The organism is Corallococcus exercitus (assembly GCF_042231735.1).
Lineage (GTDB): Bacteria > Myxococcota > Myxococcia > Myxococcales > Myxococcaceae > Corallococcus > Corallococcus exercitus_B.
On the sequence record NZ_CP102577.1, the window covers coordinates 8286193 to 8311139 of the forward strand.

The following is a 24947-nucleotide window of genomic DNA, read 5'->3' on the forward strand; positions in this document are numbered from 1 at the left end:
TCGCATGCGCCGTCAGCTCGTGGTTCCGTTTCTTGCGACCGGCCTCCTGGCCCTGGGTGTGCTGTCCTGTTCAGACACGCTCCTGGAGCCGCGCGCCCAGGAGCAGTCCCAGCTGGATGACCGGCTGACGCTCACCGGCCGGGTGTGCACGCGCCCGGCGAACCCCACCGGGTTCCCGGTGAAGGTGGTGCTCGTCGTGGACGAGTCCGGCAGCATGTGCGTGTCGGATCCGCCGGGCTCGCAGGAGGGCAGCGGCTTCTGCGAGCGCACGGAGGTGCAGGCCATCATCCCGCCGGGCGTCACGGAGCCCGCGCGCGTGCGCGCCCTGAAGAACCTGGTGGCGGGCTTCAAGCGCGTCAACGACGCGCGCCAGGGCAACATCAGCATCGCCATTGCCCCGTTCGAAACGAACGTGAAGAACACCTGGCCCCCGCCGGGAGGCGACCGCTTCGCGCCGCCGGGCAACATCAACGGCTACATCGAGGGCCTGCAGTCGCAGCTGGGCAAGGGCACGGACTACCAGGGCGCGCTCAGCTACGCGTACAGCCTCATCGCGAGCGACATCGAGGCGGTGTCCCAGGCCACGCCGGAGCTCTTGCCGCGCACGCGCTACGTCGTCGTGTTCCTCACGGACGGCACGCCGTACCCGCGCTGCTCCGGCAACGACGACCTGTCCGTCTACGCGGGCCCGGACACGCCGGACCTCACCTGGCGCGACTCCATCTCCAGCTTCTGCAACGCCACCAGCACCACCGACGCCATCACCGGCTTCGAGGTGGGCACGGACCGCAACCAGAACTACCAGCTCTTCAGCTACGTGCGCCGGCTGATGGAGTTGAAGACGCAGTACAACGTGGGCGACGTGCGCATGCACACGGTGCTGCTCTTCAACGAGGAGGCCGTGCGCGCCTGCGGCCCCATCTGCCAGGACATCTACGGCACCTACCCGGGCGTCCCGGAGACGCAGTACCCGGCCGCGGCGAAGAAGATTGCCTCCTACCTGCTCAAGCGCTTCGCGGAGATGGGCAACGGCGTCTACCAGGAGTTCAGCGACACGGCCGAAATCTCGGAGCTGGGCCTGGGCGCGCTGGACTACTCCTCCTTCGCGTCGCCCAACGTGATGAAGACGCTGATGGTGGAGCCCCTGAGCTCCGCGCCGGGGGATGAGGGCCGCGTGCTGGACAGCGACGGCGACGGCGTCCCGGACGGCGTGGACAACACCTTCACGCTCAAGACGACCCCCTTCACCATCGACAGTGATGGGGACTGCCTGAGCGACGGCTTCGAGTACCGGCGCCAGGACCAGGGCTTCAAGGCGGGCAACGACCTGGACGCGCGCGGCTGCGACCCCAAGTCCCCGCTGACGCCCGGCTGCACCTGCCGGGACACGGACGGGGACGGCCTGTCGCAGTTCGCGGAGGACTACCTCAAGACGCGCCAGGGCATCGTGGACAGCGACGGCGACGGCGCGCCGGACGGCGTGGAGGCGAAGTACGGCCTCAACCCGCTCCAGTCGAGCGTGGCGGGCCTGGACACCGACGGCGACGGCGTGCCGGACGACGAGGAGCTCAAGGCCGGCAGCGACCCCACCCGGCGCGACCGGCTCTTCCACGACAAGTACGGCATCCAGTACGAGGTGACGAAGGTGGAGGGCGGCAACGACACGGACGGCGTCTGCTACGACTTCACCGTGTCCAACCTGCAGCTGGTGACGCCGCCGGACCGCTCGGGCGTGAAGCAGGGCTACAACCTGTTCAAGGTGTGGTTCGCGGAGGCGCCGGAGAGCGGCGTGGCCACGGACTACGGCGTCTGGCGCACCGCGTGCGCGTGGGCGCAGTACGCGCCGCCCAGCGTGCGCGTGCCGCTGGGGCCGGACCTGGCCATGGACGACGGCGACTTCCGCCGGCCGGATCAACTGGTGGACCCCTGGAGGACCCAGGGCAATTGCGTCGGCGTGTCGCCTTCGCAGGGAGGCGCGTCGCCGTGAGCCGCGCGGGACGTCTTTGGGCCCTCACCCTGGTGGGGCTCGCCGTGGTGGTGGCCTGTACGGATTCGTACCTCTACGACCCGCGCCGCGACACGGAGGTGCCCGCGGACCGGGCCGTGGCGCTGGACGGGCGGTTCTGCACGCTGGGCGCGAACGAGGTCGTCCGGCCCATCAAGATCATCGTCGCCATGGACGCCAGCCAGTCCATGCGCGTGAGCGACCCGGACGGCACGCGCGCCACGGCGCTCGTGGACCTCATCGAGAACCTCCCGCAGGACGACGAGGTCTCCATCGCGGTGATGCTCTTCGCGGGCAGCACCACGGCGTTCCTCACGCAGGACCCGGGGCCGCCGCCGGAGGACGGCTTCGTGCAGGTGTCGCTGCTGGACGCCAACGCGAAGGCCATCCTCACGGAGAAGCTGCTCACGTTCCGCAACACGGACACGTCGCCGAACCGGGACTCGACGGACTTCGTCAAGCCGCTGTCGGACATCTACTCGCTCATCAACACGGACATCGCGCGGGCGCGGCAGCAGCCCAGCGGGAACGAGGCCCTGGCGCAGGCGCGCTACTCGGTCATCTTCCTGTCGGACGGCAAGCCCACGAACAACCAGGACGACGAGCTCATCCGCGGCGACGCGGTGGTGCGCATCCGCCAGCTGCGCGACCTGGTGGAGGACGTGCGCTTCAACACCGTGCACGTCTTCAACCCCACGCAGCCCGTGCCCTCCGTGTGCGACCTGGTGTCGGAGGACGGCGGCTTTGGCGACGGCGGCTGCCCGCTGCTCATCATCAACCAGAACGCGGACCGCCTGGAGAAGATGGCCACGCTGGGCGGCGGCAACTTCCGCGACTTCCGCAACAACGAGCCCATCAACTTCCTCAACTTCCAGTTCGGCCAGGTGCGCCGCGCCTTCGTCGTGAAGGAGCTCGTGGCCTCCAACTTCTCCGCGCCCCCGGGCAGCCCGCTGGATGAAGCGGACACCGACGGCGACGGCCTCAACGACGCGCGCGAGTACGAGCTGGGCACGAACCCGAACCTGCGCGACACCGACACCGACGGCTTCAGCGACGGCGTGGAGGTGTACTTCCGCGACCGCGGCGTGCAGTTCGACCCCACCCAGGAAGTGCAGCCGGACGGCGGCGGCCTGGACAAGGGCTGCCCGCCCGCGCTGCGCGGCGTGGACACCGACTGCGACGGCCTCCTGGACTGTGACGAGCAGTTCATCGGCACCAACGCCACGCTCCAGGACAGCGACGGTGACGGCGTGCCGGACGGCATGGAGTGGCGCGGCGGCACCCAGGGCTCCAGCAGCGACCTGGACGAGGACCCGGACACCGACGGGCTCACCAACCGCAGCGAGGCGCGCATGCACATGCGGCCCCTCCAGGTGGACACCGCCAACCTGGCCTCGGACGCGTACCGCTACAGCATGGAGGCGGACGGCCCGGTGGATGACCAGGGCCGCCAGTGCTACCGCTTCCGCGTGGACAACGTGCTGCTCGCGCCCACCGTCGCCATGATTGCCGACGGCGGCGTGGACGGGGGCGTGGACGCCGGCACCGTGCAGCGCGGCGCGGGCTACAACGACATCTACCTCTCCGTGTCCATGCTGCCCGCGGATGACCCGACCGCGCGCACGCTGGTGCGCACCTTCCGCGTGGACTCCGTGCGCTACCCCGTGGGCGGCATCAAGTCGCCTCCGGATGGCGTCGTCCGCGTGAACCCCGAGGACTTCGTGGACGGCTGCCCCGGCGTCGCCCCGACCCTCTCGCCCGTCCCCTGACTTCAAGCCTCCCCGAGTCCCCCATGCGCCTTCGCACCCGACTGCTCCCGCTCGCGCTCCTCCTCCTGGCCGCCTGCTCCTCGGAAGGGGACGACCCGCCGGATGCCGGCACGGGCGTGGTGGAGGACCTCTGCAACAGCCGCGAAGAGGCCCTGACGAACGCGGACTGCGAGCTGAAGCCAGGCACTCCGGTGGAGCGCTTCCTGGCGCTCACCGGCGACGTGAAGGCGGGGGACGAGGACTGGTACAGCGTCCGCATCCCGGCCTCCGCCAACGCGCGCACGCTGGTGCACATCACCGGCACGTACCTGGCGTCCAGCACGCCGGTGAACCTGTCCGTGACGGTGCAGGAGAAGGACAAGAACACCGCGCTGGTGGCGAAGTCGGACCAGCACGGCTCGGGCGCCCCGAAGCCGGTGGACATCGTGCTGCCGTACGGCACGCCGGACACGCAGCTGGTCATCGTGGTGCGCGACGCGCCGGTGAACCCCGCGCGCCCCGCCTTCGACGCGCGCAACCCCTACCGGCTCACGGTGGAGCTCCTCGAGAACCCGGACACCAACGAGCCCAACGACGTGACGCCCACGCCCATCGCGCTGGCGGCGCAGGGCGCCGTGCAGGTGGGCACCGCGAAGGGCCACCTGGCCACGGACGGTGACGTGGACCGCTTCAGCTTCCCGCTGGCGGCGGGGAAGATTGCCTACGTGCGCCTCACCGCGCCGGACCAGGGCTTCGCGCCCAACTACCGGCTGTCCTATGAGCTCTTGCGCCCCAACGGCACCGACAAGGAGTCGGAGGGCAACGTGCTGCCCAAGGTGCACCCGGGCGTGCTGGCCACCGCGCGCAAGGTCCAGGCGAAGTACGCCGGCACCTGGGTGCTGGTGGTGAAGGGCTACCGCGGCAACAACGAGCCCGTGCCCGCGGGCGACCTGCGCCAGCCCTACGAGGTGGAGGTGCGCGTGGTGGACGAGGAGGACCCGCGCGACCAGTCCGGGGACAACGACGCCTACGTCCGCGCGTCCTCGGCCAACCTGGGAGCGCCGGGCGCGTCCACGACCTTCGAAGGCCGGCTGGGCTACGTGTCCGACCGGGACTGGTTCTCGGTGAAGCTGTCCTCGTCCACGAAGCCTGGCCTGCTGCGCTACAAGCTGGTGGAGGTGCCCACCGCCACGCGCTTCGACCCGCTGCCCCTACCGCTGGGCCAGATGGCGGACCGGCAGGTGCTGGTGTTCACCACGGTGGCCACGACCGTCACCGCCGAGCAGCGCGCCACCTGCACCAACGACCCGGCCGTGTGCCCGCGCGACACGCGCGAGCACCCCGACGCGCCGGGGCTGGTGCAGACCTACTGCAACAACCCGGAGGCCGTGCTGTGCATCCAGTCCCTGCGCGAGGAGAGCGACCCCGCGCGCTTCCCCGGCCTGAGCAACTTCCAGGGCGTGCTGCCGGTGCCCGCGAACGGCTCGGGGGCGACGTACCACTTCGTGGTGCAGGACGACGGCAACAACTGGGCGGACGACCGCGACTACCGCCTGGAGGTGTCCTGGGAGGCGCTGGATGTGGAAGAGGACTCGGCCTACAGCGGCGGCGTGGAGCAGGAGCGCCCGAAGACGCTCGGCGACGTGGGCACGGGCGACCTGCCGGTGGGCAACGCCACCTTCGAGGCGAAGGGCCAGCTGACGTACGGCCACGGCCGCCTGCGCGGCAACGACCGCGCCACGGGCCTGGGCGTGCGCGGCCCCACGGACTACGACGCGGTGCCCTCCGACACGGACACCTTCAAGTACCAGCTCCCCTCCCGGAGCGCGCCGGAGGACGCGGCGTGGCTGGTGCAGTGGGACGTGGACAACCTGCCCGACGGCGGCACCCCGCACGGGCTGGCGCTGGATTTGACCTTCTGCGACGGCAACAGCACGGACGGCGGCGTCGGCTCGTGCATGCCGGTGACGACCACCAGCACGGGCGGCGCGCTGACGCTGGCCTACAACCCGACGTCGATGCGCGCGTGGCACACCTCCGCGAGCGCGCCGCTCAGCAGCTACCAGGCGCTGTACAAGCTGGAGAAGACGGCCGGCACCACGCGCGTCACGGTGGCGCCCTACGCGTGCTCCTGCCTGGAGCGGCGCTTCATCAAGGGCGGCACGCTCACGGTGGCGGTGAGCGCCACGGAGCGCACGGACTACCGGCCCGTGGGCTACACGCTGCGCACCGGCTACGGCGACTACCCGCGCGGCTACACGGCGGCGGATGGCGGCTCGCCCACGTCGTGCCCGGCGCCCACGCAGGACGGTGGCACGTGGGTGGGGGGTTGCCAGTTCACCCGCTAGCAGCGCCGGCCGGGCGGCGGGGCTTCACGCCTCCGCCGCCTCCGGGGGCGCCGCTCCAACTACGGAGCGATGCCCTTGCCCTTGAGCGCCAGCTCCCGCGTCTCACCGTTGGCGGCGTTGGACTTGAGGGTGAGCGTGCCGGTGAACTCCTTGGCGGCGTTGGGCTTGAAGGCGACCTCGATGAAGGCGCGCTCGTAGGTCTCCAGCTTCAGGGGGCCGTTCTCCGGCCACGCCTCCGGCTTCTTCATGGTGAAGACGCTGGGGCCGGAGATGGAGGCCTCGTTGAGCTCCAGCGTCTGCAGGCCGCGGTTCTCGATGTAGAGCGTGTTGAAGGTCGTCGCCCCCACGTAGGTCCCCGCGGAGAACTCCGTGTCGAAGCTCAGCTCCGTGCGGTCGATGAGCAGCTGCGGCGTGTTGGGCAGGTCCTCGGTTTCGTCTCCGCAGCCCGCCAGGGCGATGATGGTGAGAGGCAGCCACAGGTTGCGCAGGCGCATGGACATCCACTCCTCGGTGAGGTTCAGAAGAATGTCTGGTGTTGTAACACGGAGTGCTTCGCGACTGGCGTGCGCGGTGATGGGTTTGATGCTGCTCGCGTGTGGCGGCTCGCGGGATGACTTCATCGGCGCGCGCGTGCTGGATGTCTGCAAGGCATCCTGGCCCGTGTGCAGTGAGTACGCGGGCTGCATCCTCGGGCCGGAGAGCTACTCCGAAGGCCGCTTCCCCGGACGCGGGCAGGTGCTGGTGCGCGTGCCGGAGGCCTCCACCATCAAGGTGAGCTTCTACCTGGAGGAGGTGACGGCCGCGGGCGAGGAGACGGCCATCACCGTGCACGAGGAGGGCTGCCGCGCGCGGCAGCGCAAGGCCTCCACGGGCCGCGCGGCGCTGGACCAGATGGAGAAGTTCGGCGTCTTCACGCAGCAGGCGGACGTCACCGGCGTGGGTGACCACCTGGTGGAGTTCGACTCCGACATGCAGGCGCGCTACGTGGTGAAGGTGGACGTGACGCCGCTGCGCATCCAGTAGCAGCGGCGGCGTGCGGCCTCAGCCCTTGAGCGTGCGCACCAGGTGGTCCGCCACGCGGAAGCTGTTGGCCGCGATGGTGAGCGTGGAGGGCACGCTGCCGCCGGTGGGCATGAAGCTGCCGTCCACGACGTAGAGGTTGGGCACTTCATGGGCGCGGCAGTGCTTGTCCAGCACGGAGGCCGCCGCGTCGTCGCCGAAGCGGCAGGTGCCGTGCTGGAGGATGGTCGTCTCTCCCTGCGTGCCCACGCGCTCCACCCTGTCCGGGTCCAGGCGCATCAGCACTTCTTCCCCGCGCTCGACGAGGAAGCGCGTGGCGGCGAAGTCCGCCGGGTGCCGGTCCAGGGTGATGGCGGCCACGGGGATGCCGTACTTGTCCTTCACGCCGGACTCCACCGTGACGGAGGTGCCGGGCGTGGGGAGGAACTCCGCGTAGACCTCGAACTCGAGGATGCGCGAGTCGCGGTACGCGCGCATGCGGTCCTTCAATTCCTTGCCGAAGACGCCGGACTTGCCCGTGCCCGCCAGGCCCACCGCCGCGTAGATGGGGTTGGGGTGCGCCCACATGAAGCCCAGCGTGCCGCCCTTGCGGAAGCCGTGGCGCGCGTCCGGCATCAGGTAGAAGTCCTGGAGGCTGCGGTTCACGAAGGGCGCGGGGTCCGTGAGCCAGGGGCGCGCGGCCTTCTGCTTGGACACGCGGAAGTGCGCCCGCGAGCCGCCGAAGGAGCTGAAGAGGAGGTTCTTGCCCACCAGCCCGCTGCCGTTGGCGAGCCCGTTGGGGAAGCGGGCGGAGGTGGAGTTGAGCAGCAGGCGCGCGCTCTCCACGGCGGTGGCGGAGGCGATGATGACCTTCGCGGGCTGCTCCTGCGTGACGCCCTCCGGGTCCAGGTACACCACGCTCTTGGCGCGGCCCTGCCGGTCCACTTCGATGGAGCGCGCCATGCAGCCCGGGCGCACCTCCACGTTGCCGGTGGCGATGGCGTTGGGGATGAGGCTCGCGAGCGTGCTGCTCTTGGCGCCCGTCTCGCAGCCGTAGCTGCCGCACAGCGCGCAGTACGCGCACGGAGAGCGGCCCTTGTAGGCCTTGCTGAGGATGCCGCGCGCGGTGGGCAGCGCGTGCCAGCCCATCGCCGAGCACACCTTGTCGATTTCAGACGCGACCGGGTGCACGTCCAGGGGAGGCAGCGGGTAGGGCCCGCTCCGGGGCTCCGCGAAGGGGTGGGGGACGGCCTGGCCGGACACGCCCAGCTCCGCTTCCGCCTTGTCGTAGAAGGGCGCCAGCTCCTCGTAGGAGATGGGCCAGTCCGCCACGGTGGTGCCGGGCACGGCGCCCAGCGTGGAGCGCAGCCGGAAGTCCACCGGCTTGAGGCGGTAGAAGAAGCCGCTCATGTGCACGGTGCCGCCGCCCACGCAGTTGGCGGTCCATGCGGCGTTGCTGCGCTCGTAGCGGGCCTTGGGCCCCTGGCGCACCAGGTGCGGCTCCTCCCACGGCAGCGGCATGAAGAAGTTGCGGCGGCTGTTGAGGATCTCGTCGTGGACGAAGTCCTTGGGCTGGTAGTGGCGGCCCTTCTCCAGCACCACGACCTTGAAGCCCGCGCGGCCCAGCTCCAGCGCGAGCGGCGCTCCGCCCGCGCCGCTGCCCACGATGCACACGTCCACTGGTGAGCGGCTCATGGGTGGTGACCTCCGCACTCGCGCAGGCACTTGGGCCCGTCGTAGCCCTCGGGTGGCGCCATGGCGAGGGTGCCCACGGTGTCGAAGCCCATCAGCCGCCAGCCCACGCGCCCCTTGTTGCCGCCGTAGGACGGGTCACCCAGGAAGCCCTCCAGGCTGAGCGTCATGAGCAGCTCGAAGAAGTGGGCCTCGCCGCTGCCGGCCGGGCTGTCCTTGAAGATGGCGAGCAGTTCGTCCTGCTGGGCGGGCGTGGCCTGGGCGAAGCCCTTCTGGAACATGCGCTGCGCGCGGCGCTCCAGCGCGGCCAGGCCCTGGAGGAAGTCGCGGTGCATGGCCTCCAGCCCCTGCGTCTCCAGGATGCGGTCGATGTAGAGCGCCACGTCCGCGTCCTGGGCGCCCGGGTCCTCGTCGCGGGGCAGGAGGCGCTCCGTGGCCGCGGCGACGACGGCGTACTCGAAGGCGGAGAAGGTGCGCAGGGTCTGCCCGGCGGTGGTGGTGCCGGTGGGCGCCGCGGGCTTGGGCGCTTCCGCTTCCTTCGTACGTTTACACGCGGCGGCGCCCAGCAGCACGACACCGCCGCCGAAGAAGGTGAGCCGCTGGATGAAGGTGCGCCGGGACAGCTTCGGGGGGAGCGAACGCGCGCGAGCCATGGCGCGCAAGCCTAACCCAGGTGCCCTAGGATGGCGCGCTCAACTGGGCCGACTGAACCAAGGAGAAGAACCGCATGAAACGGCACGCGTGGCTACTGGGAGCGGCGCTCGCGCTGGGATGTGGCGGCGGCAAGCCTGCCAACCCGGACGCGGGCACGAATCCGCAGAACGATGGCGGAACGACGGACACGCCCTTCGCGCTGCTGACCGTGGACACGGAGCCGAGCGAGCAGACGGCCCTCTCCAACATCGCGATGGCGGTGGCCCCGGACGACCGCATCGGCATCGCCTACTACGTGAAGGTGAGCGACAAGGACTTCGAGCTGCGCTACCGCGAGGTGAAGGACGGCCAGGTGCAGGCGACGGGGGAGAAGATCGCCACCGTGCAGCGCATGTACGGCGTGTCGCTGGCGTTCGGCCCGAATGGCCAGCCCGCGGTGAGCTACCTGGGCGGCGGGAGTGATCAGTCGGTCTTCTGGCTCCAGAGCGACCTGGCGGTGTCCTTCCGCAACGCGAACGGCACCTGGACGGAGAGCATCGCGGTGCGGCGGGGCGACGAGGCCATCGCGGGCAACCCGGTGAGCGACACGGGCTATCTCGTGGGAATCAATCCCTCCATCGTCTTCAGCGGCAGCGAGGCGCTCGTCGTCTACCGCGACGTGCACAACGGACAGTCCCCGCAGCAGGACTGGGCGGGCAGCGACGTGGAGCTGGCCAGCGGCGGGCCCACCACCTGGCAGAAGCGGGTGGTGGCGGCGGGAGGCAATGGCGCGGATGAGAAGCCGGCCTATGGCGGGCGCCTCCAGATGTTGATGGCGGGGAACCAGCCGGCGCTGGTGTTCGACCAGGCCTTCGGCGCCGCGGACGCCTCCGGGCAGAACGTGTTCTTCCAGCGCCGCAACACGGACGGCACCACGTGGACGCCGCCGGTGAAGGTCCAGTCGGTGGGCGGCACGATGCTGGGCGCCTCCCTGGCGTACGACCCGGTGGTGGGCTTCGGCATCGCGGCGGTGGACCGCTTCACCAGCCGGCTCACGCTCATCACCTGCGGCGGCACGACGGGGACGAAGTGCGCGGCGGCTCAGGACTGGACGACGCCGGACCCCGTGTACCAGACGGGCTCCGGCGGCTGGTACCCGTCGCTGGCGTTCGACCCGAAGACGCACGACCCGTCCATCGCGTTCCACGTCTGCTCGCTGGAGTCCGGGCGCAACGAGGGCAGCTGCTCGCCGTCGGACGACGCGCTCGTCATCGCCACGCGCGTGGAGGACCAGTGGCGCGAGGTGATGGTGGACACGGCGGGAGGCTGGTCGCCGAAGCTGGCGTTCCTGTCCACCGGCCAGCGCGTGGTGCTCTACCGCGCGGGCGGCACGCAGGCCCTGACGCTGGCGGTGGAGCGGTGAGCCTCGCGGGACGCGCAGTAGCGGCGCTGGGACTCGCGGCCCTGCTGAGCGGCGCGGGCGCCGTCGCGTGCCGGGGCGACAACGAGCTGTCCGGCAGCGTGTCGGAGCTGTTCCCCGTCACCGACGTGTCGAGGGTGGAGATCCGCCGCAACCCGGAGGCGCTCCAGGTGAGCTACTTCCGCAACAACGGCCTGGACGTGGACCTGGTCGCGCGGCTCACCGTGGACACCGAAGGCGTGGACCTGAAGCCCGGCACCAAGGTGCAGCTGGGCGGCACCACGCCGTCCGGCCGCGACCGCGCGTCGGTGGTGCACGTGGCCGCGGGCGAGCCCGCGCGCGCCTTCACCCAGGTGGAGCGGGGCGACTTGGTCCTGGACGAAGGCGGCAACGTGGGCGAGGCCACGCGCGGGGACTTCTCCCTGTCGTTCAAGAAGGGCGACGGCTACGGCGCGGGGCGCAGCATGGAGGGGACGTTCAACTCCCTGGCGCTCGACGCGGGCTTTGGCCCGGACCTGGGCGAGGTGGTGGTGGACGAGCCCGCGCCCTGATTCACCCCAGGGCTTCCGGTGACTTCAAGCCGGAAGCCCTGACGTCCCGTCTCACGGCGTGCAGGTGTCGAGCGACGCCATGCCCTGGGAGAGCTGTCCCTGGTGCGTGGCGAACCGCGCGAGCGCCGGCGCGCCGCCATCCAGGAAGAGCTGGCGCGCGGCGTCCACCGCGTCCCGCGCGTGCACCGTCACGGTGGTGCCGCGCGCGTCCGTCACCTTCACCGCGCCGTCCTGCTGGCCCTGGGCGCGGATGAGCAGGGCGCCCGCCTCGTCGCGCGCGACCATGCCGTCCTCCAGCGGCTCGAAGTAGCGCACCAGCGGCTGCTGGCCCTCGCGCTGCAACTCCAGGCGCATGACGCCGGACTCCACGTCGCGGGACATCTTCAGCGTGTCGGTGGGGCTGAGCTTCACGAGGCGCGTGTTGCTGTCCTCGCCCTCCACGCTGCTCACCGGGTTGCCGCCGGTCCAGAACTCGATGCTGTTGACGACGAGCGCGTCCACCAGCGTGCCAATCTCATAGACGGGCACCACGATGAACACGAGGAACACCAGCCACTGGACGAACTTGTTGCCGGAGATGCCCTTGTTGAACTGCCAGATCTTCTGCGTGAGCTTGAACGAGCCGAAGCAGCCGGTGGCGTTCATCATCAGGACACCCGCGCACAGCACGCCGAGCCAGCGGGACGGACGCATCTTCATGAAGCCCTCCTGGGGGAATGGGGGACCGAGCGGAAGCGGCCTCCACCATGCCACGAAGGCTCAGTCCGGCTCGCTCTGAACGAGCCCGTACTTGTGCAAGAGCGAGTACAGGTGCTTGCGGTCCAGCTCCGCCTCGCGGGCGGCGCGGGCGATGTTGCCCCGGGCGCGGCCCAGGAGGCGCGTGAGGTACTCGCGCTCGAAGGCCCGCACGAGCTCGTCCTTGCACACCTTGAACGGCCCGGTGAACTCCACCGGCAGGAAGTCCCCGGCGGGCGCGGGCACGTCGCGGGTGAACTCGCGCAGCAGGTTCTCCCCGGCGAGGCCCGGGATGTCCACCATGTGCCGGGCGCGCTCCAGGGCGTTGCGCAACTCGCGCACGTTGCCCGGCCAGGTGTGCCCCAGGAACTGCTCCTGAATCTTCTCCGGCAGCCGGGGCCAGAGCCCCTCGCCCGCGAAGGCCTCCACGAGCAGCGGGATGTCCTCCTTGCGGTCGCGCAAGGGCGGCAGGCTGACGGTGAAGACAGACAGGCGGAAGTAGAGGTCCTCGCGGAAGCGGCCCGCCTGTGTCTCCGCCCACAGGTCCTTCTTGCTGGCCACGACGATGCGCGAGTCGAAGGAGATGGGCGTGGAGGAGCCCAGGCGGCGGAACTCGCGGTCCTCGATGGCGCGCAGCAGCTTGGGCTGCAGGTCCAGGGCAAGGTCGTCGATTTCGTCCAGGAAGAGGGTGCCGCCGTGGGCGCGCTCCAGGCAGCCGATGCGCTGGCCCACCGCGCCGGTGAAGGCGCCCTTCTCATGGCCGAAGAGCTCGGACTCGATGAGCGAGTCGGACACGCTGGCGCAATCGAAGACGACGAGCGGCCCGGCCGCGCGAGGGCTCAACTTGTGGATGGCCTTGGCGCCCGCGCCCTTGCCGGAGCCGGTTTCGCCCACCAGCAGCACGGTGGAGTCCGTGGGGGCGATGCGCTGGAGCAGCGCGAAGATCTGCCGCATGGGCACGCTGCGGCCCACGAGGTCGCCCAGCCGGTCCTCGGCGGTGGGCTCCACCTGCACGGGGGCCATCTGCGGGCTGAAGCGCAGGCGGACATCGCCCACCTCCAGCAGGGCGCCGGGGCGCAGGTAGGCCTCACGCACCTGGGCGCCGTCGAGGAAGGTGCCGTTGGTGGAGCCCAGGTCCTGCACGAGGAAGCGGTCGCCCTGGCGGCGGACCACGAGGTGGTTGCGGCTGACCGTGGGGTGGTCGATGACGACGTCGTTGTCGGTGGACTTGCCGACGCGAAGGTCCTCGGTGGCCAGCGGGTACACGGTGCCCGCGCGTTCGGTGTCCAGCAGCACCAGGTGGAAGCGCTGCGCGGACAGCGGCTCTCCCTGCGCCCGCTCGGCGACGACGGTGTGCGTGGGAATGGGGGCTGGGGGAACAGAGGGCATGAGCGGGCGGGATTCTAGTCGGCTTCTGGCCCGCGCGGACGTTCTGTCGGCACATGTCGTGCCCGGCTGGTCGCCCGCCGGGCACGACGCGTCAAAAGCGTGCGCGCCAGTTTGTTTCTCGCGGCGTGAGAGGCGTCCTCCGCCGGGGCTCACACCGCTAGTTGGGGTACTTCAGGATGAAAGCGTCGCGGTAGCCCAGGTTGGTGCTGAAGACGTCCCCCCGGGTCTCGCCCACGAGGACGATGTCGTCCGCGCTGTCCACCACGACGCCCAGGCCGTAGGTGACCGCCGTGCTGGGGTAGCCGCCCTTCCAGATGAGGGTGCCGGAGGGAGAGACCTTCCAGACCGCCATGGCCAGGTCCGCCTTGCCCGCGACGATGAGGTTGCCGGCGGAGTCCGTGCGGATGCCGAAGAGCGTGGCGGTGGGCTGGGTGAAGTTCGTGGACGTCCAGAGCTCGTTGCCGGTGCCGTCGAGCTTGATGATCATCGGCGTGTAGAACTCCGGGGACGGCTGGAAGAAGCCGGCGACGTACACGTTCCCGGTGGCATCCACGGCGATGTCCGAAGCCCGGGCCATCGACTGGGGGAAGATCCGCTCCCAGACCTTGTCACCGCCGGTCGTGAACTTCGAGACCGACACGTACTGGTTGTAGACGTGACCCAGCACGTAGACGCCGCCCGCGCCGTAGGCCACGGCCTCCACGGACTCGTCCCTGTCCGTGCCCCACACGCGGGTCCAGACCGTGGCCCCGGTCGCGTCCAGCTTCACGAGCAGGTAGTCCCCGCCCGGTGACGCATGGTGGGGCTGGCCCGGGAAGCTGTCCCCGGTGAAGCCGCCCGCGTAGACCGCGGTGCCATCCGACGCGATGCCGTTGAAGCCATCCGCCGCCGTCGTCCCGGGCTGGGCGATCCACTGCCGGGTGCCCGTCGCGTTGTACTTCACGACGAAGGCGTCCCCGTTGCCCGCGTGGGTCGCGCCCAGGTTGCTGCCCGTCTCTCCCGCCGCGTAGACGTTGTTCGCGGAGTCCGTGGTGATGGCGAGCGCGCGGTCATTCCCGGAGCCGCCCAGCAGGCGGGACCAGCCCGCGGAGCCGGAGGACGAGTAGCGCCCGATGATGGCGTCCGTGCCTCCTTGCGGCGTGTAGTTGAAGTCTCCATCCGTGATGCCCGCGTAGAGGATGTCGTTCTGGCTGTTGGTGGTGACCGCCTCGAACATGTCGTCACCGGACGTGCCGCGCTGGAGTCCCCACAGCGGCGACGGCGCGACGTCCGAGGGCTGCTGCGGGTTGGTGGAGCAGCTCTCCTTCGCGCCCACGTCCGGACCGTTGCCGCAGTAGCTGGGGGTCTGCGTGTCATTGAGGGCCATGTCGCGGGCCGGGGAGCCCGGCTGCGTTTCACGTGACAGGCCGGAGAAGAGCGGGTCGCCCCACTTGCTGTTCACCTCCGGGTCCAGGCCCGGGAGGCCCGGGCACGCGCGCCAGCCCGCGATGTCCACGTAGGTGAAGTTGCACTTGAGCATCTTGTCCGCGCCCTGCGTGAAGAGGTTGTAGCCACTCTCCAGGCCGCTCACGCCGTTCTGGTGCGCGCCGATGTAGTAGCCCATGCCGCTCTTGAAGATGTTGTTCCAGAGGTCGACGTTGGTGACGTTGACGCCCGCCATCTCCTCGCCCACGGACACGGTGGCGTTCTCCCAGCCGTCGAAGGTGTTGTGGTACACGTCCACGCCCGCGACGCGCGTCATCCAGATGGCGTTCGAGGGGCACCGGTTCGTCTCTCGCGTCTGGAGCGCCGGATCGCGGATGATGTTGCGGCGGATGACGACGTTGGCCAGCTGCTCGTTCGTGGCGTAGCGGCCCAGGTGGATGCCCCGGCACGCGTCGGAGATGTCCACGCCTTCGATGAGGATGCCCTGCGCGTCGAAGTGGGCGACGATGGCGTCGCCCTTGCTGGCGTTGCCCGTCTCGTTGCGCGTGGCGCGGAAGTGGCTGAAGTGGCCGCCGCGAATCGTGACGTCGTCGCAGTCCTTGATGTCGACGGCGTTCTCCGTGTTGCCGTCGCTGTCGGGGGTGTTGGCGACGGTGTTGTTGATCATCAGGATGTCGTGGGGGCGTCCAGTGCCCGTGCCCGCCGGATCCACGTGCACGGGGCCCACGCACTGCACGCCGTCACCCGAGTTGTCGCTGAACGTGTTGCCGGTGAGCAGGACGTGGTGGCTGTCCGGGTAGATGCTGACGGCGTGGCCGTCCTCGCGCGTGGCACACTTGCCCGAGTCCACGCAGACGAGCCCCACGGGCGTGCTGGGCTCCTGGGTGGCGCAGGCCGCGTGGCTCGAACAGGTCGTGGTGTCGCGGACGTTGCTCCAGTGCTGCGTCCCGTCCACGGTGGTGTTGTGGACCTGGATGTGGTGGGCGAAGTCGCCAATGAAGATGGCGGCGCCGCCCCGCGCGTTGACGACCTTGCTGTTGCGCAGGATGACGTTGTGGGAGCCCGAGCCCTTGAACCGGGCGACGCTGGAGAAGACCCGGTTCCCGTCCAGGTCGAACCCGTCAATGACCCAGAAGCTCTTCGTCACGTCCAGGAGCGGTGCCGTGCCCAGGTTCTTCAACGTGGGGCGATGACCGGGCCACGCCATCAAGGTGATGGGCAGCGTGGAGCTGCCATTGGCGGCGGAGGTCCAGACGAGGTTCTCCATGAAAGAGCCCCGGACGTAGGCGGCCTGCCCGGGCTGCAAGGCATTGATGGCCGCCTGGAGGGTCTTCCAGGGTCTGGCCTCCGTGCCATCCGACGTGCCCGTGTACGCCGAGTCGACGTAACGGATGTTGCCAGCGGTGGGGACATAGCTGGCGTGGGGCAGGGTGAATTCCTCAGAGCCCGCGGAGATGTCGCGGTCCAGCGCCGCCTGGGCAGGCGACGCGAGCAGGACGGCGACGGAGAACAGCGAAGGGATGACGGCACGGTGTTTCACGAGCTGGCTCCAGGTAGGACGGGGGGCTGCGCGCGGTGTCTGTCCTCACCGCGTCCCGGCTACGTGGGCAGCGCGAATGGCTGGTCGAATGGGCGGTGCGATTTGCCCGGCCGGGAGGGATTCTGTCGGGTGTCTGTCCTTTCAGGGGCGGTTCTGCTGAAGGACAGACATTCCTACCGCCGCCTTTTCATCAAAGCCCTGCCCTGGAGGCGTGAGCGCCAAAGACAACGGCCGCCCTCCCCAAGGTGGGAAGGACGGCCGTGTCAGGACTTCCGTGCGGCTGGGGTGCTGGAAGCCGTCACTGCCCCGGGTACTTCACGATCCACGCATCGTCAGGCCCTCCCTGGCTGGGGGCGAAGATGTCGGTGAAGGTCGAGCCACCAGAGACGACGTCCCCATAAGGGTCCACGGCCAGACCGAACCCGTAGGTATACGTTCCGGCGAGCACTCCCACGGGTGCCGGCCAGACCCGCATCCCACCGGACGTGAACTTCCAGAGCGCCATGTGGTGGGACGCATTGCCAGAGGCGTAGACATGCCCGTCAGGCGACGTCGCGACGGACCAGATGATGGCACTCGAGTATCCGAATTCGTGCCAGTCCCGCGTCCACTGGAGCGCTCCGCTCGCGCCGTCGAACTTGTAGAGGAAGGGGTTGTCGAGCTCGGACCCCGGCCGGGTCCTGCCTCCCACGTACACGCCGCCCGCGGCGTCAACGGCGACACCATTGGACAGGATCTCGAAGTAGGACGGAGCTGGCATGTCCCGCCAGGTCTCCCAGATCAGCGTCCCGCTCGAGCTGTACCGGGCCAGGTAGAGCCGCTTGAAGTAGCCAATCGAGCCGGTCTTTCCGTGACCGGTGACGAACACGGAATCGAGCGCGGCGTTGTAGGCGATGGACGTGAGCTCTTCCGCGAAAGAGGTCCCCGCCGTCCGGGTCCAGGCAACCGAGCCATCCGGGTTGAGCCTGGCGAGGTAGAAATCCGTCTGTTGATTCGTGATGGCGCCCGCGACGTAGAGGTTCGCTCCATCGGTCGTGATGCTGTTGAGCCGCTCGCTCGCGGCTCCTCCGAACTGGGAGCTCCACTGACGTGTCCCGTTCTTGTCGTACTTGACGACATAGGCGTCGTAGCCACCCGCGTTCACGCTGCCCAGGTTTCCACCGGTGGCCCCCGCGAGGAAGACGTTGTCGAGCGCATCCACCGCGACGCCGTTGCCCATGTCCGTGGACGCGGTGCCCATCTGCCGCGTCCAGCCCTGTCCACCTGTCACGGAGTAGCGGCCCACGAACGCGTCGTCGTAGCCCTGGTTGGCGAACCCGAAGCTGCCGTCGCTCGTGCCGGCATAGAAGACGTCACCCACGCTGTTCGTCGCGATGGCGTGGATCCGGTCGGTGAACTGCGTCCCCCGCTGGACACCCCAGACCGGGTCTGGAAACTCGCTGGTCGGGCAGTCGCTCTCCACCGCACCGCGATCCGGCAGGCTGGAGCCGCCGCAGCGCCGGGTGGCGTTGGTTGTGTCCGCGAACGCGGTGTCGATGCCCGCGGAACCCGGCCGGAGCCGCAGGTCTCCCGCGAACCCGTTGCGGAAGAGGGGGTTGCCCTCATTGCTGCGCGTTGGCGCGCTGCCCTCATGGTCGAAGGGAGTCTGCGCCTGCCAGCTCGCGAGGGTGAGGCCCGCGGTCCCGTCCAGCCGGAAGCGGGCGCCCGTGGGATGGTAGAAGAGGTTGTTTTCGCTGGTGAAGACACCCGCGACCCGCAGGGGCTGAAAGAACAGCGTCCCTCCGGTGCGGTTGGTCGGAGTGAAGGGCGGCTCGGTGTCCGCCGGGTCGTTGTAGGCGAACCCGCTCACCTCGGAGATGATGTTGTTCCAGATGCGGATGTCCCGGGCATCCTCCCAGGCCGCATGATTGGATGAGGGACGGACCTGGATGCCGCTGTGCGGGATCTTGTGCAAGGTGTTGTGGTACACCTCGACATTCGCGGCGCGGTGGATGGTGATGCCGTCGCCGCAGTTGAACTTCTTCTGCGCTCGCGGCCAGGTCGTCACCAGGTTCTGGTTCATGTTGTGGATGCGATTGCGGCGGATGACGATGTCCGAGGCACCCGGCATGTCATAACGGCCTACTTCGATGCCAATGCCACTGTCGAAGATGTTGGCATCCTCGATGCGAACCCGGGTCGCCTTGTAATGCACGATGACGGCCGCGCCGCCGCAGATGGGCGTGTTGTCATGCCACTCCTCCGCCGCATAGAGGTTGTAGAAGCGGTTGGCGCCCGTGATGAGGACGTCCTGGCAGGACTTGATGTCCACGGCGTTCTCCATGTTGTCGTGGAAATCATTGCCTTCAATGGTGATGTGGCGTGAATCCAGGAGGGTGTTCTGGCTGCCGCCCTCGAGGAGGTCCTCCTGCTCCGAGCCCTGGCATTGCACGCTGTCGCCGGAGTTGTCGTAGCTGTAGTTGTTGGCGATGTGGACGTGGTGGGTGCCGTACTCCATCGTGACGCCATTGCCGTCCGCGCGCACCGTGATGTTTGGATAATCAGGGTGGGGGGCCGTGCCCAGATTGTGGGCCAGATGGTTCCCACTCACCGTGACGTGGGACGCCCCACGCAGGGCGATGGCGCCGTCCTGGCAGTGCTCGATGTTGGAGTTCATGACCGCGATGTGGTCGGAGAACGCCAGATAGACGCCGGTCACATCCTTGTCCTGGCAGTCGATCAGCACGTTGCTGAGGACCCAGTACTGCGTCTCCCCGAAGTCGAAGGGGTTCCTGGTCCCGTACGGGATGATGCGCGCCTTGTTCTGGTAGTGGTCCAGGCCCACGATGCGCCGCGGCTTGTTGGGATTGCCGCTCAGGGTGATGTAGCCATTGGTCCCTTCATACGGCGTGGGGCTGCCATGCACATAGAGGGTGGTCCCTTCCGGGAGCCTCCCTACGGCGTGGCGGAGGGTCTTGCACGGGCGAGCTTCGGGGCCGCAGTCCGCCGTGTCGTTGCCCGTGTGCATGACGTGGTAGCCGTCGCTGACGCTACCGCCGCTGGTTGAAATGAAGGCCTTGTCGGGCAGCTCCACCTGGAAGTCCAACAGCGCGGCGGTGGACGTCTTCAGGACCTCGGGCTTCCTGGGCGTGTCCGGAGGACTGCCGCAGGCCGTGAGCCAGAGGGCACCGCAAAGAGCGAGCAGGCAGATGGGTGGCTTCGTGACGGAACGGGAATGGGGGTCGAGCCGTGACATACGGTGCTGTCGCGGTCAGGCTCCTGGGGGCGCGTCATGCGGGCCAGTTCCTGAGCGGGACGGTGGGGATGACGGAGCCACGCCTGGTTCCTGGCAGTGAAAGGCGCTGGAGTCGGATGGACTGTCGTATGTCTTTCAATGGCGGTCCCCGAATGCTGTCTGGTGAAAAGAAGAGCGGCCGCCCTGGTGTCAGGGCAGCCGCTCGGTGAAGGCCGGATGTGTCTGACGGTCTCAGTCGCCGTCGTAGATGCCAATGGCTCCCGGCGTGATTGGGCCCTTCGTCGACTCAATGGGCGTGAAGGCCACGAGCATGCGGCGGCGGGCTCCGGAGCGGTCCACCTGGATGTCCGGGATGCGCAGTTCGGAGAGATGCGGGCCGAAGAGCGAGTAGCTGTACTTGGTGACGCCCCCGCCCACGCGGCTGATGCCGCCGCCCCAGGCGGCTCCAGCCCAGGCGCTGTTGTCCAGGGGGTCCACCGCGACGCTGGACACGTGCGGGGCGATGAGGTCGTTCCTCAAGCTGCGCAGGATATTTCCTTCAGCGTCGAGCTGGAGGAGGCCGTTGGCGAAGGAGCTGACCCAGACGCGGTTGGTGCCGTCGGGAACGACTGCCATTCCGGAGACGAGGTCCTCCGTCCGCTCCTCGGGGCGGGAGTAGGGCCACTCCTTCTCACCCACCGCATCCGTCCAGAGGTCACGACGGTTCCACTTGTACTGCGGCAGCTCCGTCATCTCCTGGGCGCTCCAGAAGTTGAGACCGGTGGAGCCGTAGTAGTACTTGGTGGAGCGGTTGGCGCCGCCGACCCAGACGTCGTGGTTGGGCAGGGGCGCGATGCCGTAGTAGGCGTCCGTCAGGAGCGCGTCCCGGACCTGGTACTTGCTGAAGTCGGTGCCGTACTGGAGCTGGTCGTTCTTGTAGTTGCTGTAGATGAACGCGCTGTAGGCCGGGTGGCTGTGCTCTTCCAGGCCCGAGCACTCCAGCTTCCCGTCGCACGTCGGGTTGCCCGCGTAGTCGGCGTCGCCGCGCGCGAAGCCGTGATTGCCGCCAAACCAGACACTGCTCTTCTCGGGGTTCGCGTCCTTGTCGTAGGCGATCCGGTAGACGTGGCAGAGCTTCTCTCTCCGCGGGTAGTCCTTCACCACGCCAGGGCCGGAAGAGATGTCGTAGTGCACGACCTTGAGGGTGCCGTCCGCACGCAGCTCCACGCGGTCCGCGTCACCGCTCTTGTAGACGCTGGCGTCCGCGGGCCGCTTGGCCTGGTAGGCGGTGTCCCATTCACTTTCGCAGTCCGCGATTCCCGAGGGCGGCGGCTTGCCTGCGTAGCCCACGAAGACGGCGCCATCCCAGGCGCCCGCGACGGAGATGACCTTGAGGTAGGGCGTGCCCGGAGGCGCGCTGCCGTCCGGCATGTAGCCGTAGGGGCGGAGGCCGTCCTCCATCGTGAACTTCTTGAAGGTGGACTCCCCCTTCTTCAGGAGGAACAGGCCTTCTTCACCGCCCGCCACCCAGATGTTGCCGCCTTCATCTGCGGACACGCCGTAGACGAAGCGGGGGCCGCCCTGCTCGCGGCCGTAGAAGGTCCAACCCGTCGCGGACGGCAGGGGGTACTTCGTCTCGCCTGGATCCGTGGTGCCCGCGTCCGTGCCGGCATCCGTGCCCGTGCCGGCGTCGGTGCCAGTCCCGGCATCCGTCCCGGTGCCGGCATCCGTGCCCGTGCCCGCGTCGGTGCCAGTGCCCGCGTCGGGAACCTGCGTGCCCGCATCGGTCCCGGTGCCCGCGTCCACCTCACCCGTGCCGCCGTCCTGCAGCCGCGGGTCCTCCACGGGCGTCACCGGCACCACGGGCTCGTCCACCTGCCGCGTGTCGCCGTCGTCCCCGCCGCAGCCCGCCCACCCCAGCGCTCCCACCAGCAGGACCGCCCCCGTCCACCGCCACCCGTGCTTCATATGACGCCCACCTCACACTCGCTCAGCGGAAGGTCCCCTTGCCGGACCTCCTCGTTCGAGCCCTTCCTGGCAAGGAGGGTGCCAGCCCCTGGAGGCCGGAAACCGTCGGATCACGGGCAGTGCGCGTCCAGGGAGCGCCACCGGGTGGGCAAACGTCTACCCACTGTGTGAAAGCCGGATTCCCGAAGCGCCCCCCAACCGTGCTAGGGCCTGGGCAATGGCTGGGAACGACGCACGCGGCCGCACCCCGCTGTCCCTCGTGGGACAGGAGCCGGACCTCGTCTTCTACACACGGCAGGCCTCCGAACACGGCGGTCCCGTGCTCGTGCTGGGCGCCGCCAATGGCCGGGTGCCCTGGGCGCTGGCGGGCCATGGCTTCGACACCGTGGGTGTGGACCCCTCGGAGGCGATGATCCGCTCCGCCGAGGAGCGCCGCGCCTCCGAGTCCCCCGACGTCTCCGGGCGCACGCGCCTCATGGCCGCCGACCCCCGCGCGCTGCGGCTGCCGGAGCAGTTCCCCCTGGTGCTCGCCCCGCAGCACGCGCTGGGCCTGATGGCCGGCCGCGACGACCTGGAGGCGTTCCTCGCCACCGTGCGCCACCACCTGGCCCCTGGCGGCACCTTCATCTACGACGTGCTCAACGCCCCGCGCGAACCCGTGCTGCCGCGCGACGACGACGAGCCCGGCGCCGCGGTGGAGCCCCGCCGCCCCCTCTTCGCCCTGCACCTGCGCGAGCGGCGCCCGGCCGGCGGCCAGAGCCCCATCCGCCGCCTCAAGCTGCGCCACTTCCTCCCGGAGGAGCTGGAGACCGCGCTCACCGCCAGCGGCCTCACCCTGCGCGAGCGCTTCGGCCGCTTCGACGGCAAGCCCTTCGACCTGGAGGACCTGCGCCAGATTGGCGTTGCCGGGACGTGACGGCCACGCGCTTTTTCAGCGCTCGAAGCGGTAGCCCAGCCCGCGCACCGTGAGGAAGTGCCGGGGCGCTTCGGGGTCCGCCTCGAACTTCAGCCGCAGCTGGCGCATGAAGTTGTCCACCGTGCGCGCGCTGCCCTCGTAGTGGTAGCCCCACGCGCCGGACAAGAGCTCCTCGCGGGTGAAGGTGCGGCCCGGGTGCGCCAGGAAGTGCGCCAGCAGCTTGAACTCCTGCGCCGTCAGGTCCACCGGCTGCCCGTCGCGCGCCACCGTGCGCTGGGACAGGTCCACCTTCACGTCCCCGAACGTCACCGGCGGCGGCGTGGTGCCCGTGGCCCCGAACCTGCGGCGCAGCACCGCCTTGATGCGCGCGAGCAGCTCCTGGAGCCCGAAGGGCTTCACCACGTAGTCGTCCGCGCCCAGGTTGAGGCCCAGGATCTTGTCCGACTCCTGGCCCCGCGCGGACAGCACCACCACGGGCGTGTCGCGGCCGCGCTGGCGCAGCTCGCGGATGACTTCGTAGCCGTTGAGCTCCGGCAGCATCAGGTCCAGCACCAGCAGGTCCGGCGCCTCGTCCAGCGCCTTGGCCAGGCCCGTGCGGCCGTCCTGGGCCTGGAGCACTTCGTAGCCCTCGAAGCGCAGGTTCATGGACACGCCGGTGAGGATGGACAGGTCGTCCTCCACCACCAGGATGCGCCGGGGCTTCTCCTCTTGCGGGACGGAGGTGCTCATGCGCGGCTCACCGGGAGCTGGAGGGTGAAGCAGCTGCCCTGACCGGGCTCACTCTTCAGCGTGATGCGGCCGCCGTGGGCCTCCACGATGCGCTTGCTGATGGCGAGCCCCAGGCCGCTGCCCTCCGTCTTGCGCGTGAGCAGGTTGTCCACCCGGTAGAAGCGCTCGAAGATGCGCCTGCGGTCCTTCCTGGCGATTCCCACCCCGTTGTCCTCCACCGACAGGTTCACGTGTCCGCCGTCTCTCTGTGCCCGGAGGGCGATTCTGCGGTTCGTGGGCCCACTGTACTTGTAGGCATTCTGCAACAGGTTGAGCAGCGCGCCCGCCACCGCGACGCGGTCCACGTCCACCTTCGGCAGCCCGTCCTCCACCGTGACGGTGAACTCCATGTCGTCGCCCAGCCGCTGCGTGCGGAAGGCCGCCACCGCCGCGTCCACCACGTCCGTCACCGGCAGCGAGTCGCGCTGGTACACCTTGCGGCCGCTCTCGATGCGCGCCCAGTCCAGCACCCGCTCGATGAGGTCCGACAGCCGCTCCGTCTCCTTCGTGAGCAGGTCCAGCACCTCCTGCGTCTGCGCGGGGTCCTTCAGCCGGCCCAGCGCCAGCGTTTCGATGAACATGCGGATGGAGGTGAGCGGCGTGCGCAGCTCATGGCTCACCAGCGACACGAAGTCCGTCTTCATGCGCGACAGGCGCGCCTCGCGGTAGAGCACGCGGCCGGTGTACGCCACGCCGAAGGTGAGCGTCAGGTAGAACAGGCCCAGGAGCACGCCGTACACGGCGCGGTTGCGCGTGGAGGCGCTCGCCACCGGGTCTTCCCCCGTGGGCAGCACCACCAGGCGGAAGTCCTGCAGCGGCGCGGACAGCACCCGCTCCGCGAGCACCGGCGGCCCCAGCGCGTTCTGCCGCGCCTGGGCCACCTCCGACATCAGCCGGTTGACGAGCCCGCCCTCGCCGGTGGTGTCGCGCGGCACGGGCAAGAGCGTGAAGCGCACGGGCTCCGACGTGGCCCGTCCCTGCGCCTTGTCCGACAGGAGCGAGTCCAGCGCGATGCCCGACAGCCGCACGCCGCGCACGGAGGCGCCCTGGCGCTCGGCGGCCACCATCACCGCGCGGGTTCCCGTGGCGAGCGAGAAGACGGTGGGCACCGTCGGCAGCGAGGCGGCCTCCGGCACCAGCGCAGCCAGGGCCTCCGCCAGCTGCGCATCCTTCGTGCGCACGATGCCGTTCTCGACATGGAAGGTGCCCTCCGGGTCGGACAGCTCCTGGTCGTCCGGCAGCAGGAACGCCAGCCGCTCGTTGCCCACCGGCTCCAGGCGTCCGCGGCTGAGCGCGCGGGGCACCTCCGCGGACAGGTCCGCCAGCGTCCCCCGCCACGCGGCCTCCAGGCGTTTCTCCACCGCGGCGCGCTCGTTGATGATGGCCACGACGCCGAAGCCGGACAGGCCGGCCGAGGGCAGCACGACCAGCAGGATGAGCAGCGCGAACGTGCGCCGGAAGCTGAGGATGACGGGCGCGGGACGTGACACGGCCCCCCGTGTCTACACGCGACGGAGGCCGGGTGCTCGCGGCATTTGCGGGGGAGGGGGAGTCTTCCCGACACTGTCGGGAGCCACACGGCCGGTGCGGAGGGCA

Annotated in this window: 17 protein-coding genes; 7 read left to right on the forward strand and 10 right to left on the reverse strand. The window is 69.5% G+C overall.

Annotation, left to right across the window (positions count from 1 at the left end; genetic code table 11):
• Window positions 1-4 precede the first annotated feature (4 nt).
• From NR792_RS33360 to NR792_RS33370, 3 genes are read left to right on the forward strand one after another with little or no spacing between them, the layout of a single operon-like run.
• Window positions 5-1987: a VWA domain-containing protein gene (locus tag NR792_RS33360; RefSeq protein WP_375756752.1), complete on the forward strand. Its 1983-nt coding sequence runs from the start codon at window positions 5-7 to the stop codon at window positions 1985-1987.
• Window positions 1984-3774 (forward strand): VWA domain-containing protein, encoded by a 1791-nt coding sequence (locus NR792_RS33365; RefSeq protein WP_375756753.1) that lies wholly within the window; start codon window positions 1984-1986, stop codon window positions 3772-3774. The genes NR792_RS33360 and NR792_RS33365 overlap by 4 nt, the downstream gene beginning before the upstream one ends.
• Before the next feature lie 23 nt (window positions 3775-3797).
• Window positions 3798-6101, forward strand: coding sequence for a hypothetical protein (locus NR792_RS33370; protein WP_375756754.1), 2304 nt, complete (start codon window positions 3798-3800; stop codon window positions 6099-6101).
• Between the two features lie 59 nt (window positions 6102-6160).
• Here NR792_RS33370 and NR792_RS33375 read toward each other — a convergent pair whose 3' ends face one another.
• Window positions 6161-6595, reverse strand: coding sequence for a hypothetical protein (locus tag NR792_RS33375; RefSeq protein WP_375756755.1), 435 nt, complete (start codon window positions 6593-6595; stop codon window positions 6161-6163).
• Between the two features lie 79 nt (window positions 6596-6674).
• Here NR792_RS33375 and NR792_RS33380 point away from each other — a divergent pair, with 79 nt between their 5' ends.
• Entirely contained in the window at window positions 6675-7124 is a 450-nt protein-coding gene (locus NR792_RS33380; RefSeq protein ID WP_171436324.1) for a hypothetical protein, read from the forward strand.
• A gap of 18 nt (window positions 7125-7142) precedes the next feature.
• Here NR792_RS33380 and NR792_RS33385 read toward each other — a convergent pair whose 3' ends face one another.
• Both NR792_RS33385 and NR792_RS33390 read right to left on the reverse strand, forming a co-directional pair.
• On the reverse strand, window positions 7143-8795 hold the full coding sequence (locus NR792_RS33385) for a GMC family oxidoreductase (RefSeq protein WP_375756756.1): 1653 nt from the start codon (window positions 8793-8795) through the stop codon (window positions 7143-7145).
• The gene (locus NR792_RS33390) at window positions 8792-9445 is read right to left on the reverse strand and encodes a gluconate 2-dehydrogenase subunit 3 family protein (protein WP_375756757.1); all 654 of its coding nucleotides are present in this window, start codon (window positions 9443-9445) and stop codon (window positions 8792-8794) included. Before NR792_RS33390 ends, NR792_RS33385 begins: the two co-directional genes overlap by 4 nt.
• Before the next feature lie 74 nt (window positions 9446-9519).
• Between NR792_RS33390 and NR792_RS33395 the strand changes: the two genes are divergently transcribed.
• On the forward strand, window positions 9520-10848 hold the full coding sequence (locus NR792_RS33395; RefSeq protein ID WP_375756758.1) for a hypothetical protein: 1329 nt from the start codon (window positions 9520-9522) through the stop codon (window positions 10846-10848).
• A complete protein-coding gene (locus tag NR792_RS33400) occupies window positions 10845-11396 on the forward strand; it encodes a hypothetical protein (RefSeq protein ID WP_375756759.1) in 552 nt (183 codons plus the stop codon). The genes NR792_RS33395 and NR792_RS33400 overlap by 4 nt, the downstream gene beginning before the upstream one ends.
• Before the next feature lie 51 nt (window positions 11397-11447).
• Here NR792_RS33400 and NR792_RS33405 read toward each other — a convergent pair whose 3' ends face one another.
• The 5 genes from NR792_RS33405 to NR792_RS33425 all read right to left on the reverse strand — a co-directional run bounded on the left by NR792_RS33405 (window position 11448) and on the right by NR792_RS33425 (window position 21667).
• A complete protein-coding gene (locus NR792_RS33405) occupies window positions 11448-12095 on the reverse strand; it encodes a DUF3332 domain-containing protein (RefSeq protein ID WP_375756760.1) in 648 nt (215 codons plus the stop codon).
• A gap of 60 nt (window positions 12096-12155) precedes the next feature.
• On the reverse strand, window positions 12156-13520 hold the full coding sequence (locus tag NR792_RS33410) for a sigma 54-interacting transcriptional regulator (RefSeq protein ID WP_375756761.1): 1365 nt from the start codon (window positions 13518-13520) through the stop codon (window positions 12156-12158).
• A 157-nt stretch (window positions 13521-13677) separates the two neighbouring features.
• On the reverse strand, window positions 13678-16485 hold the full coding sequence (locus tag NR792_RS33415) for a right-handed parallel beta-helix repeat-containing protein (protein ID WP_375756762.1): 2808 nt from the start codon (window positions 16483-16485) through the stop codon (window positions 13678-13680).
• Between the two features lie 298 nt (window positions 16486-16783).
• A complete protein-coding gene (locus tag NR792_RS33420) occupies window positions 16784-19720 on the reverse strand; it encodes a right-handed parallel beta-helix repeat-containing protein (RefSeq protein WP_375756763.1) in 2937 nt (978 codons plus the stop codon).
• 231 nt (window positions 19721-19951) lie between these two features.
• Window positions 19952-21667 carry a hypothetical protein gene (locus tag NR792_RS33425; RefSeq protein ID WP_375756764.1) on the reverse strand — a complete coding sequence of 572 codons (1716 nt, stop codon included), beginning with the start codon at window positions 21665-21667 and terminating at the stop codon, window positions 19952-19954.
• 217 nt (window positions 21668-21884) lie between these two features.
• Here NR792_RS33425 and NR792_RS33430 point away from each other — a divergent pair, with 217 nt between their 5' ends.
• Window positions 21885-22583, forward strand: a complete 699-nt coding sequence (locus NR792_RS33430) for a class I SAM-dependent methyltransferase (RefSeq protein ID WP_375756765.1) — start codon at window positions 21885-21887, stop codon at window positions 22581-22583.
• A 15-nt stretch (window positions 22584-22598) separates the two neighbouring features.
• Here NR792_RS33430 and NR792_RS33435 read toward each other — a convergent pair whose 3' ends face one another.
• A complete protein-coding gene (locus NR792_RS33435) occupies window positions 22599-23312 on the reverse strand; it encodes a response regulator transcription factor (RefSeq protein ID WP_375756766.1) in 714 nt (237 codons plus the stop codon).
• On the reverse strand, window positions 23309-24841 hold the full coding sequence (locus NR792_RS33440) for a sensor histidine kinase (protein WP_375756767.1): 1533 nt from the start codon (window positions 24839-24841) through the stop codon (window positions 23309-23311). The genes NR792_RS33435 and NR792_RS33440 overlap by 4 nt, the downstream gene beginning before the upstream one ends.
• Between the last annotated feature and the right edge of the window lie 106 nt (window positions 24842-24947).